General features: G+C 68.1%; 13 protein-coding genes. 1 reads left to right on the top strand and 12 read right to left on the bottom strand.

Annotated features, from left to right (window positions below; genetic code table 11):
* Positions 1-2: 2 nt before the first annotated feature.
* Genes ACWPMZ_RS06695 through ACWPMZ_RS06685 form a run of 3 tightly spaced genes read right to left on the bottom strand, consistent with a single transcriptional unit; the run spans position 3 to position 2,528 of the window.
* Positions 3-956, bottom strand: coding sequence for a hypothetical protein (locus tag ACWPMZ_RS06695; protein WP_455703230.1), 954 nt, complete (start codon positions 954-956; stop codon positions 3-5).
* Positions 957-990: 34 nt separating this feature from the next.
* Positions 991-2,169, bottom strand: a complete 1,179-nt coding sequence (locus ACWPMZ_RS06690) for a hypothetical protein (protein ID WP_455703229.1) — start codon at positions 2,167-2,169, stop codon at positions 991-993.
* Positions 2,170-2,225: 56 nt separating this feature from the next.
* On the bottom strand, positions 2,226-2,528 hold the full coding sequence (locus ACWPMZ_RS06685; protein ID WP_455703228.1) for an Hpt domain-containing protein: 303 nt from the start codon (positions 2,526-2,528) through the stop codon (positions 2,226-2,228).
* A gap of 70 nt (positions 2,529-2,598) precedes the next feature.
* Here ACWPMZ_RS06685 and ACWPMZ_RS06680 point away from each other — a divergent pair, with 70 nt between their 5' ends.
* Positions 2,599-5,145: an ATPase gene (locus tag ACWPMZ_RS06680; protein ID WP_455703227.1), complete on the top strand. Its 2,547-nt coding sequence runs from the start codon at positions 2,599-2,601 to the stop codon at positions 5,143-5,145.
* Here the strand turns inward: ACWPMZ_RS06680 and ACWPMZ_RS06675 are convergent.
* Genes ACWPMZ_RS06675 through ACWPMZ_RS06635 form a run of 9 tightly spaced genes read right to left on the bottom strand, consistent with a single transcriptional unit; the run spans position 5,142 to position 14,615 of the window.
* A complete protein-coding gene (locus ACWPMZ_RS06675; protein ID WP_455703226.1) occupies positions 5,142-5,429 on the bottom strand; it encodes a DUF1467 family protein in 288 nt (95 codons plus the stop codon). The genes ACWPMZ_RS06680 and ACWPMZ_RS06675 overlap by 4 nt on opposite strands.
* The gene (locus ACWPMZ_RS06670; RefSeq protein ID WP_455703225.1) at positions 5,429-7,078 is read right to left on the bottom strand and encodes a ribonuclease J; all 1,650 of its coding nucleotides are present in this window, start codon (positions 7,076-7,078) and stop codon (positions 5,429-5,431) included. The genes ACWPMZ_RS06675 and ACWPMZ_RS06670 overlap by 1 nt, the downstream gene beginning before the upstream one ends.
* Positions 7,075-7,869, bottom strand: a complete 795-nt coding sequence (locus tag ACWPMZ_RS06665) for a type III pantothenate kinase (RefSeq protein ID WP_455703224.1) — start codon at positions 7,867-7,869, stop codon at positions 7,075-7,077. The genes ACWPMZ_RS06670 and ACWPMZ_RS06665 overlap by 4 nt, the downstream gene beginning before the upstream one ends.
* A 3-nt stretch (positions 7,870-7,872) precedes the next feature.
* Positions 7,873-8,589, bottom strand: coding sequence for a biotin--[acetyl-CoA-carboxylase] ligase (locus ACWPMZ_RS06660; protein ID WP_455703223.1), 717 nt, complete (start codon positions 8,587-8,589; stop codon positions 7,873-7,875).
* Positions 8,590-8,599: 10 nt separating this feature from the next.
* Entirely contained in the window at positions 8,600-10,063 is a 1,464-nt protein-coding gene (gene nuoN, locus ACWPMZ_RS06655) for an NADH-quinone oxidoreductase subunit NuoN (RefSeq protein WP_455703222.1), read from the bottom strand.
* A complete protein-coding gene (locus ACWPMZ_RS06650; protein WP_455703221.1) occupies positions 10,063-11,625 on the bottom strand; it encodes an NADH-quinone oxidoreductase subunit M in 1,563 nt (520 codons plus the stop codon). Before ACWPMZ_RS06650 ends, nuoN begins: the two co-directional genes overlap by 1 nt.
* Positions 11,625-13,691 (bottom strand): NADH-quinone oxidoreductase subunit L, encoded by a 2,067-nt coding sequence (gene nuoL / locus ACWPMZ_RS06645; protein ID WP_455703220.1) that lies wholly within the window; start codon positions 13,689-13,691, stop codon positions 11,625-11,627. The genes ACWPMZ_RS06650 and nuoL overlap by 1 nt, the downstream gene beginning before the upstream one ends.
* Before the next feature lie 4 nt (positions 13,692-13,695).
* Positions 13,696-14,001 (bottom strand): NADH-quinone oxidoreductase subunit NuoK, encoded by a 306-nt coding sequence (gene nuoK / locus ACWPMZ_RS06640; protein WP_455703219.1) that lies wholly within the window; start codon positions 13,999-14,001, stop codon positions 13,696-13,698.
* Complete coding sequence (locus ACWPMZ_RS06635; protein WP_455703218.1) at positions 13,998-14,615, bottom strand: NADH-quinone oxidoreductase subunit J; 618 nt, start codon at positions 14,613-14,615, stop codon at positions 13,998-14,000. The genes nuoK and ACWPMZ_RS06635 overlap by 4 nt, the downstream gene beginning before the upstream one ends.
* Between the last annotated feature and the right edge of the window lie 13 nt (positions 14,616-14,628).

Here is a 14,628-nt window from a genome sequence, read left to right as displayed (position 1 = left end):
GGTCAGCCGGCCCGGACCGGCGAGGCGGAAAGCATCGCCGCCGCGCGGTCGGCCCGCAGCTTTTCGAACCCGTCCGGAAGCAGGAAATCGGGATGGAGGTAGAGGAACTGCTCCTCCACCGCCGCTTGCGACAGGCCTGCTGCCCTTAAGGCCAGGGCGAGCCGGGCGAACTGCCGTTCGGAGAGGGACAGCACCGCCGTGTCGCGGCTCTGGCCCGAGGCCATAGCCAGCGCGGTGATGAAGATCGCCATGCCGGCGTTGTCGACGTCGAGCGCCCGGACCGCGCCCTTGCCCAGCCGCATGACGAGGTGTGCAAGCAGGCCGATCCGGCCCAGCCCCTCGTCGAAGCTTTCCCGCAGCGCCTTTTCCGCCGCCTCCGCCCCGTCCTCGCCGTCCGCCGCTGTGCGGAAGGCAAGCATGGCGTGGTGAAACAGGTCGCCCGGCAGTTCGCCCAGCGGCAGTGCCATGCGCTGCTGCTGCTGCCCGAAGCGAGCCTGCGCGGTGATCGCCGACATGGCCGCCGCCGCCACCGGCTCGTCGCGCGAGGCGACGAGTTCCTGCAGCAGCGGCGAAAGCACGAGGTCGGCGCCGGTGCGGGCGTTGAGCCTGCGGGCGAGCTGGCCTTCGATCGTCAGGGCATGCAGGTGCGCCAGCAGCGCCGGATCGTTGGCAAGCGCGGCGACGAGTGGTTCCGCGCGCTGGTCGGCAAAGGCGATGCGGTCGCTCGCGCGCGAGGCCTCGGCGTGGGCGAAAAGGACCTGCCGGGCGATGTCGCCGATCATCCCGCGCACCCGCGCCACGACTTCGTCGCCGAACAGCGCCTGGTCCTCGTTGACAAGCAGATGGCGCAGGATCGGCGTCGCGGTGGACAGCACTGCGTCGCCCTGCGCGAGTTCGTCGCGCAAAGTCGCCTCGACCGTTTCGAGGCTGCTCGCGGTCACGGGGTTGCTGTCCATAGAGTTGCCATAGACCGACAGGGTTAAATCCGCGTTAGCCGCGCGGCTCCGGCCGGGCCACCAGGCGCAGCGCGAGCAGGACCAGCGTCACGGCCATGAAGCCCTTCTCCGCGCCGTCTCCGGCCGTGGTGAGCGCGAGGGCCGCGATGACCAGCATCCGGTCGGTCGCCAGGCTGCGCCAGTCGGCCCGGTTCCCGCCCGGCCAGAGCTGCAGCAAAGCGACCGGGAGGATCGCCAGGAATATGCGCCGATGCAGCGCCCCCGGGATGGCCAGCGCTCCGACAACAATCAGCGCAAGGTCGAGCGCGATGCGCAGCCCGGCGGAGACCTTCGACGGGCTCGCCTCGCCGGCGAAGCTCGGGCGTTCGAGACGCGCCGCGGCATCGCCGAATTCGATCGCCAGCAGCGCCAATGCCAGCAGGGCGAACCCCGCGAGGGGCGCGGCATACCAGGCGGCAGCGACCGCGCCCGCAATCGCAAGCCCGGCGACGGCCTTCGCGCCGGACTTCAGATGGGACCGGTCGGTCGAAGCCGATCCGAAACGGCGCAGCAGGGTGCGGGCCAGCCAAGCGGTCGGGCGCCAGGGCGATACCGCGGGGAGCCGGCGGCGGAGCCAACCGGATTCGGCCGCGACGCCCTGTTCGGCGGTGCGCAGCAGGACCCAGCGCCCCTCGGCCAGTTCGGCCTCGGGCAGCTCCTTTTCCGGCACGCCGGCCTGGCGGGCGATGCGCAGCAGGCCCGAGACCGCGTCGCCATCGTCGGGCAGCATGTCCATCGCAGCGGCGAAGCGGCCCGGTATCTTCATCGCCCCGCCCCACGCGGTCGTCAGGTCGAGCAATTCGAAGCCCGCACCCGCACCCGGGCGGACCGGCAACGACAGGATTACCGGCCCGCGGCGAAGCAGGTCGAACGCGACCAGCGAATCCGGCAGCAGTCCCCGCGTGAAGACCAGCAGCTCGTCCTCGCCGCGCACCGCTGCGGGCAGGTCGCGCGGCCCGCGCAGGACCTGGAACTGCGCCCCCGCCGCCTCGGCCGCATGGCGCAGGGCGATGGCTTCAGGCGAGGCACCATGGCCCAGGCACAGGATCTTGCCGCAGCCCTGGCCGAGCGCGAAATCGAGCTGGTGGAGCGAGACCGCGCGGCCACCGAGGCGCGCCGGCTCGCGCTCCGGCTCGAAAGCGGCGTCGTCGGTGGCAATCAGGGCGGCCCGCACCCGCATCTCCTCGTCGGCAGAGCGTTTAGCTAGGCCTGCCGGGGAGTGGGCACAAGTCAGCCGGCGGCGAAGTCCCGCGCGAAACGCTCGAGCTTGCGCAGCACCACGGGATCGGACGGCGCGCCGTCGAGCGCCTCGCTCGCCAGAGACACGAGTGCCGGGGCGTGGAAGCTGGCGCCCAGGCTCTTGAGCCGCTGGGCCGCCATTTCCCAGTTCCCGTCGCACCGGGCCCGCCGCAGCAGGTCGATCTGGCCGGCGAGGCTTTCGGCAAAGGCCGCGCGCAGTTCCTCCAGCAGCGCCGGATCCTGCCCCGCGGCAGCGGCGAAGGTGGCATCCAGACTGTCGGAGATATAAGCCATCCACAGGTCCTTGAGCCCAATGCGGTTAACGCGGGTTTAAAGGACCCCTGCCTGTGGTATTCTGCCGCGCATGACACGCAGGGACAATCTCGTCGCCGTGGGCTCCGAGCCCGCAGGCGAAGGCGAAACGACACTGGTCGAAACCGCCCCGATGCAGGAGGAACTCCTGGTCGAGGACGTGTGGGAGGACGAGGAAGAGGCCCCGCGCATTCGCGGCGGCTGGATCGTTCCGACGCTGGCCATCGTCGCGGTGCTGGGCTGGACCGGCTTCTTCGGCTGGGTCCACCAGCGCGAGATGCTGGCCGGCGCCAGCCCCGCGCTGTGGAGCGAGTGGATCGTCGCCTGGTCGGTCCCCGTGCTGCTCGTCGTCGCGCTCTGGCTGCTGGCGATGCGCAATTCGCGCCGCGAGGCGGCCCGGTTCGCCGATGTCGCCAATGTCCTGTCGCGGGAAAGCGCCGCGCTCGAAGCGCGCCTGTCCGCGGTCAACAGCGAGCTCAGCCTGGCGCGCGACTTCATCGCCTCCCAGTCGCGCGATCTCGAATCGCTGGGCCGCCTGGCGAGCGAACGCATTTCCGAACATGCCGCGCGGCTTCAGGCGCTGATCGTGGAGAACGGCGCGCAGGTCGAAACGATCGGCCGCGTCAGCCAGACGGCGCGCGACAACATGGAGCGGCTGCGCGGCGATCTGCCGGTCATCTCCAATTCCGCGCGCGACGTGGCCAACCAGATCGGCCACGCCGGCAACACGGCGCAGGGCCAGCTCGAGGAAATGGTCTCCGGCTTCAACCGGCTCAACCAGTTCGGCGAAGCGAGCGAGCGGCAGGTCGCCTCCTTGCGCAGCCGCGTCGATGCGGCGCTTGCCGCGTTCGAGGCGCAGGCCACCCAACTTGAGGAAGTCGCCGCCGCGCGCTTCGCCGCGCTTGGCGAACGCAGCGAGATCTTCCGCGCCGAACTCGACGGGCACGAGGTCGAGGCGCTGGCCGCCCTGCGCCGCCGGGCCGATGCCCTGCAGGGCGAACTGGCCGCCCGCCACGCCGACGTGCAGCAGCAGGCCGAAACCGAGATCGAGCGGCTGCGCGACAGGGTCGCGTCGGTGGCGACCGAAGGGACCGACGCCATCGCCACGCTGCGCAGCGGGCAGGACGAGGCTGCAGGCGCGTGGAACGCGGCGATCGACGACCTCAAGGCGCGGATGTTCGCCGCGATCGAGGACATCGCCCGGGTCGACAATCACGCGCTGGAGAATGCCCGCACCCGCCTCGCCACCCTCGCCGAAGAAGCCGACCGGGTCGACACCGCGATGGGCCAGCGCGCCGCGGCGTTCGACGACGCGATGCGCCGCCGCAGCGCCGAGGCGCGTGAGCGCGAGGCGCAGGCCGCGGCCGCGCTCGAAGGGCGGCTCGAGGAACTCGACGGCTATGTCCGCGAGCGGCAGGAAGAGCACCTGGCCCATATCGCCGGGCTCTCCGAACGCGGCGACGCGATGCTGGCCCGGATGCGCGATATCTCGCGCGGGCTGGACGAACTGACCCGGCAGGGCAGTGAGACCGGCGAATCGCTGCAGGAAGCGGCGGCGGGGCTTGCCGCAAACCTGGCGGAAGGACGGACCGAGCTCGAAGCCAGCAGCGCCCGCGTGGCCAAGCTGACCGACGAGACGGTGCGCCTGCTCGAACTGATCCGCGCCGGCGCCGTGCATTCGCAGGAAGACCTGCCGCAGGCACTGACGCAGGCGGCGAACGACCTCGACCGGTTCGAGACACGGGTGCGCGAGACGCACGGGCTGATCGGCGAGGCGGCGGAACGGGGCGCGGCGTTGGTCGGGCACGCCGATGCGGCGCGCCGCGAAGGCCTCTCGGCGGTCGAGCAGTTCGGGGCGCTGGAAGTCCGCATCGCGGAAGCGAACCGCGCCCAGGCCGAGCATCTGGCGCGCCTGGAAGAATCGCTCGACGGCGTGGCTGCCAAGGCGGACGGTCTGGCGCAGAAGGCCCGCGCTTCGCTCGGCGACGCGCTCGAGAACATGTCGGACCGGCTGGCGCAGGACAGCGCGGGGATCGTCGAGAAGGCGATGCGCGAACATGCCGAAGCCGCCATTGCCGACCTGGAGGAAACCGCCCGGCGCGCCAGCGAAGCGAGCCGCGAGGTGGCGCTGCAGCTGCGCGACCAGCTATCGGCGGTCAACGAACTGGCGGGGAACCTGGAGCACCGCGTGGCCCATGCCCGCAGCCGCGCCGAGGAGCAGGTCGACAACGACTTCGCGCGCCGGATGGCGCTGATCACTGAGAGCCTCAATTCGAGCGCGATCGACATCACCAAGGCGTTCGACAACGACGTGGCCGACACCGCCTGGGCGAGCTACCTGCGCGGCGACCGCGGCATCTTCACCCGCCGCGCGGTGCGCCTGCTGGACAATCCCACCGCGCGCGAAGTGGCCGACATCTATCACGACGATTCCGACTTCCGCGACACGGTGAACCGCTACATCCATGATTTCGAGGCGATGCTGCGCTCCGTCCTGTCGACGCGCGACGGCCACGCGCTGGGCGTCACCCTGCTGTCGTCGGATCCGGGGAAGCTCTACGTGGCGCTGGCGCAGGCGATCGACCGCCTGCGCGACTAGCGCTCGGGGTCGAGCCCCAACAGCTTGCCGAGCAGGTCGATGTCCCTGACCTCGACCCAGCCGAACGTGTAGTTGGCGATGAAGATCGCGCAGAGTATCGTCGCCAGCACCGTCGCCCGCAGCACCACGCGGCCGGGGCGGAAATTTGCCGGCGCACTGTCCGCCTGACCCGGAACGCGCGGGATGCCGGCCTCGTCATGGGTGCGAACGCCGAACGGCAGCATCAGGAACGCGCTCATGACCCAGAACAGCGCGTAGATCGCGACGATCGACGTCCACTGCATCACTCGCCCCCGGCCAGGATCACGCGGACCTGCGGCTTCTTCCCGCTCCACCGCTGGGCGGCGCGGCGGGCGGCGAGCCGGGCGGCTTCAATCAGAGCCTCGCCGTCGCGCGCCTGCGGGCCCTTGAGGCGGGCCAGCGCGTTGAGCACGTCGACCTGCGCCTCTTCAACGAAGGCGTCGTAATCCTCGTCGAGCGGCAATCCTATGCCCTCGACGCGCACGGTCCGGCCGTCGAGAACGACCATTACGAAGCCGTCGCGCGCCAGGCGGCGGCGCATGACGATGGCCTCGCCGTCGGCCGGGGCGATGATCTCGCCATCCAGCACCAGACGCCCGGCGCGCACCTGCGCCAGCCGCTCGGCCTTGCCCGGAGCGAGGCGGACGATGTCGCCGTTCTGCTGGACCACCGCCTGGGGAATCCCGCTGGAGCGGCCGAGCCGGGCCTGTTCCTGCATATGGCGCATCTCGCCATGGACCGGCACGAGCACCTCGGGCCGCAGCCAGCCGTAGAGCGCCTCGAGCTCTGGGCGGCCGGGATGGCCCGAGACGTGGATTTCGCTCTGGCGGTCGGTGACCATCTCGATGCCCCGCCCGGCGAGCCTGTTCTGGATCCTGCCGATGGCAATCTCGTTGCCGGGGATCTGGCGGCTCGAGAACAGGACGACGTCGCCCCTGACCAGTTCGATCGGGTGGTTTTCCTCGGCAATGCGGGCCAGCGCGGCGCGCGGCTCGCCCTGCCCCCCGGTCGCCAGGATCAGCACCTCGCCGCGCGGCAGCCCCATCGCCGTGTCGAAATCGACCAGTTCGGGGAAATGCTCGAGATAGCCGTTGTCCTGCGCCACCTCGATGATCCGGTCGAGCGAGCGCCCGGCCACGCACAGGCGGCGGCCGGTTTCCTCCGCGATGTGACCCAGGGTCTGCAACCGCGCCACGTTGGAGGCGAAGGTCGTCACCAGCACGCGCCGCCCGCTCCATTTGCGCACTTCGTCGAGGAGGCCGCGGTAGACCGCCCCCTCGCTGCCCGACGGGGCCGGATTGAACACGTTGGTCGAATCGCACACGAGCGCCAGCACGCCCTCGTCGCCGTATTCGGTCAGTTCCTCTTCGGTGGCCGGCTCGCCGATCATCGGCTCCTCGTCGAGCTTCCAGTCGCCGGTGTGGAATATCCGCCCGTGCGGCGTCTCGATCAGCAGCGCATTGCCCTCGGCGATCGAGTGCGCGAGCGGGATGTAGGTGATCTCGAACGGGCCGAGCTCGAGCGATCCGTGATCCTCCTCGATCACGTTCAGCTCGACCGCGTCGACCAGCCCCGCCTCGGCCAGCTTGCGGCGCACCAAGTCGGCGGTGAACGGCGTGGCATAGAGCGGCACGCCCAGCTCCTCGGCGAAGTAGGGCACGGCGCCGATGTGGTCCTCGTGCGCATGGGTCAGCACGATGCCCAGCAGGTCGTCGCGGCGCTCCTCGATGAACGCCAGGTCGGCGAAGACCAGATCGACGCCGGGGTACTCGTCGCCGCCGAAGGTCATGCCCAGGTCGACCATCAGCCACTTGCCGCGGCAACCGTAGAGATTGACGTTCATGCCGATCTCGCCCGATCCGCCGAGCGCGAGGAACAGCAGTTCGTCCTCTGGTGCGAAGTTCTTTTTCATGCCGTCTTTCCCTGCCTTGCGATGAGCGCCAGGCCGTGAAGCGTGAGGTCGGCATCGACGTGATCGAAAATATCTGTGTGCTGGTCGAACAGGATCGCGAGGCCCCCGGTGGCGACGACCTTGGCCGGGCGGCCGATCTCCGCCCGGATGCGTGCGATCAGGCCTTCCATCATCGCGACATAACCCCAGAACACGCCGATCTGCATCTGGTCCTCGGTGTTGCGGCCGATGACGCTGTCGGTCCTGGGGCTCTCGATGGCGATGCGCGAAAGCTTGGCGGTGTTGTTGACCAATGCATCGAGCGAGAGGTTGATCCCCGGCGCGATGATCCCGCCCTTGTAGGCCCCGTTATAGTCGACCACGTCGAACGTCGTCGCGGTACCATAATCGATCACGATCAGGTCGCCGCCGTACTTGGCATGCGCCGCGATTGCGTTGACCGCGCGGTCAGCGCCCAGGGTGTGCGGCTCGTCCACGTCGATCTCGATTCCCCAGCCTTCGTCACCGGCGAAGATCGGGGCCACGCCGAAGTACTTGCTGGCCAGCACTTCCAGGTTGTGCCGCGCCCGGGGGACGACCGTGGATACGATGATCTTCTCGACCGCGGACCGTTCGACCCCCTCGATCGCCATGAGCTGGAGCAGCCAGACCGCATATTCGTCGGCCGTGCGGCGCGGATCGGTCGCGATGCGCCAGCGCGTGCGGATCTCGGCCGGCTGGCCCGGGGACGCACCCGGGTCCATCAGCGCGAAGACCACGTTGGTGTTGCCGACATCTACCGCGAGCAGCATGGCTCAGCCTTCTCCTATCGCGACGTCGCCCGCGTGAATGACACGGGTGTCGCCATTGTCCAAGCGAAGCTGGAGCGCGCCGTCGGGCGCGAGGCCGGCATAGGTGCCGCACAGCACTTCGCCCGCACCGTCATGGACGCGCAGTGGCGTACCTTCGGCATGGGCCGCCAGTTTCCAGCGATTGAGAACCGGTTCGAGCCCGAACTGTCGCCAGCGGCCGAGCTCGAGATCGAACTGGCCGACCAGCGCACGGGCGAAGGCGTCTCGATCCGGCGCGGGGCCATAGAAGGCCAGCGAGCGGGTCCGCCGATCCGCCACGTCCGGCGATCCGGCCAGGTTGACCCCGATCCCGATTACCGCCGCATCGCCCTCGCGTTCGAGCAGCAGGCCGCAGAATTTCGCCCCGCCCAAGAGCACATCGTTCGGCCACTTGAGCTGCAGTTCCTGCGGTACGGCGATCATGGCGAGGACGGTTTCGTAGACTGCCAGCGCCGCGACGAAGGAAAGCCCGCTGGGCGCCAGGTCCCGGTCCGACAGGTGGACGACCGTCGAGCCGGCGAAATTGCCCTCGCTGTCGATCCAATTGCGCCCCTGCCGACCCCGCCCTGACCGCTGGTGATCGGCCACCAGCCAGAACCCTTCCGGAATGCGCTCACCCGCGGCGAGCCGCGCAATCAGGTCGGCGTTGGTCGATCCGGTTTCGGGGACGTACTCGATCAAGCCCGGAGCATCAGGCAGACAGGAACAGCGCGGCGGCCGCGCCATCCGCCAGGTTGCCGAGCCAGACGGTCAGCAGATAGCCCGCCGGCGAGATTACCAGCGCACTGATCGCCAGCAGGGCCCAGTGCGCCCAGTCGCTCTGCCCGCGGATCGTGTCGGCCGGATCGTCGAAGTACATGATCTTGACGATCTTGATGTAGTAGAACGCGCCGATGACGCTGGCCGCGATGCCGATCGCGGCAAGCGCCACGAAGCCCGCGTCGACCGCCGCCTGGAACACGACGAACTTGCCCCAGAAGCCGAACAGCGGGGGAATGCCCGCCAGGCTGAACATCAGCATGGCAAGGCACAGCGCCAGCATCGGCTTGGTACGCGACAGCCCGGCAAGGTCGGCGATCCCTTCGAGCTGGTTGCCCGCCTCGTCCTTCATCATCAGCACGGCGACGAAGCTGCCGACGGTCATCGCAACGTAGATCGCGAGATAGACCAGCATGGCGCTGGCCCCGGCCGGCGTCGCGAGGGCGAGACCGATGAGGATGAAGCCGACGTTGTTGATCGAGGAATAGGCGAGCAGCCGCTTGACGTTGGCCTGCCCGATCGCGCCGAGCGCGCCGACCACGATCGAGGCGAGCGCGGCGAAGATCACGATCTGGCGCCAGGCATCGGCCTGCGGGCCGAACGCATCGAGCGCCACGCGGGCCGACAGAGCGATGGCGGCGACCTTGGGCGCGGTGGCGAAGAACATCGTGACCGGCGTGGGCGCGCCTTCGTAGACGTCGGGCGTCCACATGTGGAACGGCACGGCGCTGATCTTGAAGGCGAGACCGGCCAGGACGAACGTGATGCCGAACAGCGATCCGGTGGTCATCCCTCCGTCGAGTGCGGCGCGGATGCCGTCAAAGTCCGTGGTCCCGGTAAAGCCGTAGACCAGGCTCATGCCGAACAGCAGGATGCCCGATGCCAGAGCGCCGAGAACGAAGTACTTGAGACCCGCCTCGGCCGAGCGCCCGTCGGTGCGAAGGAACGCGGCGAGGACGTAGGCCGCCAGCGAGTTCATCTCCAGCCCGATGTAGAGCGTGATGAGATCGTTCGCCGAGACCATGATGCTCATGCCCAGCGCGGCGAAGATCACCAGCACCGGGTATTCCGCGCGCATGGCGCCGAAGCGTTCGAAGAAAGCCGGCGCGATAACCAGCGCGGCGCCTGCCGCGGCGAAGATCATCAGCTTGGCGAGACCGGCGAAGGCATCGGCGCTGAATTGCCCGTAGAAGGCCGATGTGTCCGGACCCATCGCGCCGCCGCAGACCGACGGAGCGACGAGGAAGAAGGCAGCGCCCAGCGCGACGCACGCGGCAATGGAGATGGCCCGGCTGCCCTTGTCGCCCGCCCAGGCGGCGACCAGCAGCAGGACAAGGCCCGCGACGCTGAGCACCTCTTCCGGCAGGATGAGGATGAGCGATTGCTGGAGATCCATCAGTGCGCTCCCTCGGGCGCGGCAGGCGCGGGGCCGTGGCCCTCATCGCTCGCCGTGTGGACTTCGGGCACGGGCTCTCCGATCTTGACCAGCGAATCCCCCGCCGGCTTGGCGCGGGCCACCCGCGCATCGAGCGCGGCGATGTCCTTGCGCATCGGGGCGAGGAAGCTTTCGGGATAGACGCCCATCCACAGCACCGCGGCCGCGATCGGGCCGAGCATTAGCCATTCGCGCAGGTTGAGGTCGGGCATGGCGGCAGCGTCGGCGTTCTTCTGCTCACCGAACGCCACGCGGCGATAGAGGTAGAGCATGTAGGCTGCGCCCAGGATGATGCCCGTGGCGGAAACCGCGGTCACCCAGGTATTGGCCTGATAGATGCCCGCGAGGCTGAGGAACTCGCCCACGAAGCCGCTGGTGCCCGGCAGGCCGACGCTGGCCATGGTGAACAGCATGAAGAACAGCGCGTAGCGGGGCATGTTGATGCTCAGGCCGCCGTAACGGTCGATCTCGCGCGTGTGCAGCCGGTCGTAGATGACGCCGACGCACAGGAACAGCGCGCCGGACACAAGCCCATGGCTCAGCATCACGATCATCGCGCCTTCGAGGCCCTGCACGTTGAAGGCGAACAGCCCGATCGTCACGATCGCCATGTGCGCGACCGAGGAATAGGCGATCAGCTTCTTCATGTCGTGCTGGACCAGCGCGATCAGGCTGGTGATGACGACAGCCGCCATCGACAGCCCCCAAACGAGCCAGACGAACTGCAGCGACGCTTCGGGGAACATCGGCAGACTGAAGCGGATGAAGCCATAGCCGCCCATCTTGAGCAGCACGCCCGCCAGGATCACCGAGCCCGCCGTGGGCGCCTGCACGTGGGCATCGGGCAGCCAGGTGTGGACCGGCCACATCGGCATCTTCACCGCGAAGCTGGCGAAGAAGGCCAGCCACAGCCAGGTCTGCGCCCCGGCCGGGAAGTCATACGACATCAGCGTGGGAATGTCGGTCGTGCCGGCTTCGTTGACCATCCAAAGCATGGCGACCAGCATCAGCACCGAGCCGAGCAGGGTGTAGAGGAAGAACTTGTAGCTGGCGTAAATCCGGTTGTCCCCGCCCCACACGCCGATGATCAGATACATCGGGATCAGGCCGGCCTCGAAGAAGATGTAGAACAGGAACAGGTCCTGCGCCGCGAACACGCCGATCATCAGCGCTTCCATGAACAGGAACGCGGCCATGTATTCGCCCACGCGCTTGGTGATCGAATCCCAGCTCGCCCCGATGCAGATCGGCATCAGGAAGACCGACAGCACGATCAGCATCAGCGCGATGCCGTCGATCCCCAGGGCCCACTGGAACCCGGCGAAGATCGGCGCCCGCTCGGTGAACTGCCACTGCGCGCCGCCGATGTCGTAGTTGGCCCATAGCGCGATGCCGAGCGCGAGGTCGATCAGCGTGGCAATCAGCGCGATCATGCGCGCGGCCTTCGCGCCGGAGAAGAGGCAAGCCAGCGCGCCGAGCAGCGGCACGAGAAGCATCACGGAAAGGATCGGAAAGCCCCCCATCACTGCACCAGCACCCAGGTCACCGCGGCGACGAGGCCGAGGAGCATGATCAGGGCGTAATTCGTCAGGTAACCCGACTGGATGCGCTTGGCGGCAACCGCCCCCTTCGCCACCACCCAGGCCGCGCCGTTCGGTCCGAAGCGGTCGATGATGCCCACGTCACCCTGCTTCCAGAACACGCGGCCGAACCAGAACGCGGGCTTCACGAACAGCACATTGTAGAGCTCGTCGAAGTACCACTTGTTGAAGAAGAACAGGTAGACCGGGCGGATCTGCTCGGCGGTCTTGCCCGGGATCGATGTGTCGCGGATGTAGGCCAGCCAGGCGAAGAACAGCCCGATCAGCATGACGATCGTCGCGGCCAGCTTCACCAGCAGCGGCACTTCATGCATCGCGTGGATCAGGTGCTCGTTGTAGGCGATCGCCCCGTTCCAGAACGACTCCCCGTCGATGAACTGGGTGTGGAACACGAACCCGGCGAACACCGCGCCGAGGCTCAGCACGCCCAGCGGCACGAGCATCGTCCACGGGCTTTCGTGCGGGTGATAGCCGCCGGTGCCCTCGCCGTGGTGCGGATCGGGCACATGATGCGCCACGTCGTGGCCTGCGTCTTCCTCGCTCGGCTGATCGCCATGATGGCCGTGACCGTGCGCATCGTGGACGGCATGCTGGATGTGCTCCGAACCGGCCCAGCGCGGCTTGCCCCAGAAGGTCAGGAACATCAGGCGCCAGGAGTAGAAGCTGGTCAGCAGCGCGGCAAAGCATCCGAGCCAGAAGGCGGCGCGGCCCATCTCGGTCCCGCTGGCAAACGCTGCCTCGAGGATCGAGTCCTTCGAATAGAAGCCGGCGAAACCGAACACGCCGAGCAGCCCCACGCCGGTGATCGCCAGCGTGCCGGCCATCATCGCCCAGAACGTGAGCGGGATCTCCTTCCGCAGGGCGCCATAGTACCGCATGTCCTGTTCGTGGTGCATCGCGTGGATGACCGAGCCAGCGCCCAGGAAAAGCAGCGCCTTGAAGAAGGCGTGCGTGAACAGGTGGAACATCGCCGCACCGTACGCGCCCACGCCCGCGGCGAAGAACATGTAGCCGAGCTGCGAACAGGTCGAATAGGCGATAACCCGCTTGATGTCCCACTGCGTCGTGCCCACGGTGGCGGCGAAGAAGCAGGTCGCCATACCGATGAAGGTGACGAAGGTCAGCGTGTCGGGCGCGGCCTCGAACATGGGCGACAGGCGGCAAACCATGAACACGCCCGCGGTGACCATCGTGGCGGCGTGGATCAGCGCGGAGACAGGGGTCGGGCCTTCCATCGCGTCGGGCAGCCAGGTGTGCAGGCCGAGCTGGGCCGACTTGCCCATCGCGCCGATGAACAGCAGCAGCGTGAGGATCGTCATCGTATCGAGCCGCAGTCCGAGGAAACCGATCGTGCTGGCGCCCTTCATCGCCGGGGCGGCGGCGAGGATCTCGGGTATCGAGGTCGTCTGGAAGACGAGGAACGTGCCGAAGATGCCGAGCATGAAGCCAAGGTCGCCCACGCGGTTGACCACGAAGGCCTTGATCGCCGCGGCGTTGGCGCTGGGCTTGCGGAACCAGAACCCGATCAGCAGGTAGCTGGCGAGGCCCACGCCTTCCCAGCCGAAGAACATCTGCACCAGGTTGTCCGCCGTCACCAGCATCAGCATCGCGAATGTGAACAGGCTGAGATAGGCGAAGAAGCGCGGCTGGTCCGGATCCTCGCTCATGTACCCCCACGAGTACAGATGGACGAGCGCGGAGACGGTGGTGATGACCACCAGCATGACCGCCGTCAGCGTGTCGACCCGCAGCGCCCAGTCGAAGCTGAGCGCGCCCGATTGCACCCACTGCAGCACCGGCGTCACTGTCGCCGGGACATCGCCGCCCAGATAGGTCAGGAAGATCGGCCACGACAGCGCGCAGGAGAGGAACAGGGCGCCGGTGGTGATCGCCTTGGACACGGTGTTGCCCAGCGCGCGGTTGCCCAGGCCCGCCACGATGGCGGCCAGGAGCGGCGCGAAGACGATGATGAGGATCTGGTCGTTCAAGCGCCTAGCCCTTCATCCGGCTGGGATCGTCGACCGCGATGGTGCCGCGGCCGCGGAAGTAGATGACCAGAATGGCCAGCCCGATCGCCGCCTCGCCTGCCGCAACGGTCAGCACGAACATGGCGAAGACCTGCCCGACGAGGTCGTTCAGGAAGGCGCTGAACGCCACCAGGTTGATGTTCACCGCCAGCAGGATCAGCTCGATCGCCATGAGGATGACGATGATGTTCTTGCGGTTAAGGAAGATGCCGAGGACGCCGAGCACGAACAGGATCGAGCTGACGACGACGTAGTGTTCGATGCCGATCACAGTTCGACCCCCTGACCGACGGTGGGCTTGACGTTGACCGTCGCGTCCTGCGGACGGCGGCGGACCTGCTTGGCGATGTTCTGCGGGCGCGTGTCCTTGCGCTCGCGGTGGGTCAGGACGATCGCGCCGACCATCGCCACCAGCAGGATCACGCCCGCAGCCTCGAACAGGAAAAGATAGCGGCCGTACAGCAGCGCGCCGATGTTCTCGATGTTGCTCTCGCCCGCCAGCACCGCGCCGGTGCCGTCCGGCGTGCCGAGCTGCAGCGCGCCCGAATTGAGCGCGACCATTCCGCCGACCAGCTCGGTCAGCAGGACCAGCGCGATGACGATGCCCAGCGGGAAGTTGCGCATGAAGCCGGCGCGCAGTTCGGCGAAGTCGATGTCGAGCATCATGACCACGAACAGGAACAGCACCGCGACCGCGCCGACGTAGACGATGACCAGCAGCATGGCGATGAACTCCGCGCCCACGAGCACCATCAGGCCCGCGGCGTTGAAGAACGCCACGATCAGCCAGAGCACCGAGTGCACCGGGTTGCGCGCCGTGATCACCAGCACGGCGCTGGCGAGGACCATAAAGGCGAAGACATAGAAGGCAATGGTGTGGATCATCGTTGCGCGCGCC

This window comes from Tsuneonella sp. HG222 (assembly GCF_053819185.1).
This window is presented reverse-complemented; position numbering and strand designations above follow the sequence as displayed.

Coding starts and splice junctions, on each gene's coding strand:
- ACWPMZ_RS06695 (WP_455703230.1), bottom strand. CDS start 956: ATGGACAGCAACCCCGTGACCGCGAGCAGCCTCGAAACGGTCGAGGCG.
- ACWPMZ_RS06685 (WP_455703228.1), bottom strand. CDS start 2,528: ATGGCTTATATCTCCGACAGTCTGGATGCCACCTTCGCCGCTGCCGCG.
- ACWPMZ_RS06680 (WP_455703227.1), top strand. CDS start 2,599: ATGACACGCAGGGACAATCTCGTCGCCGTGGGCTCCGAGCCCGCAGGC.
- ACWPMZ_RS06675 (WP_455703226.1), bottom strand. CDS start 5,429: ATGCAGTGGACGTCGATCGTCGCGATCTACGCGCTGTTCTGGGTCATG.
- ACWPMZ_RS06670 (WP_455703225.1), bottom strand. CDS start 7,078: ATGAAAAAGAACTTCGCACCAGAGGACGAACTGCTGTTCCTCGCGCTC.
- ACWPMZ_RS06665 (WP_455703224.1), bottom strand. CDS start 7,869: ATGCTGCTCGCGGTAGATGTCGGCAACACCAACGTGGTCTTCGCGCTG.
- nuoN (WP_455703222.1), bottom strand. CDS start 10,063: ATGGATCTCCAGCAATCGCTCATCCTCATCCTGCCGGAAGAGGTGCTC.
- ACWPMZ_RS06650 (WP_455703221.1), bottom strand. CDS start 11,625: ATGGGGGGCTTTCCGATCCTTTCCGTGATGCTTCTCGTGCCGCTGCTC.
- ACWPMZ_RS06635 (WP_455703218.1), bottom strand. CDS start 14,615: ATGATCCACACCATTGCCTTCTATGTCTTCGCCTTTATGGTCCTCGCC.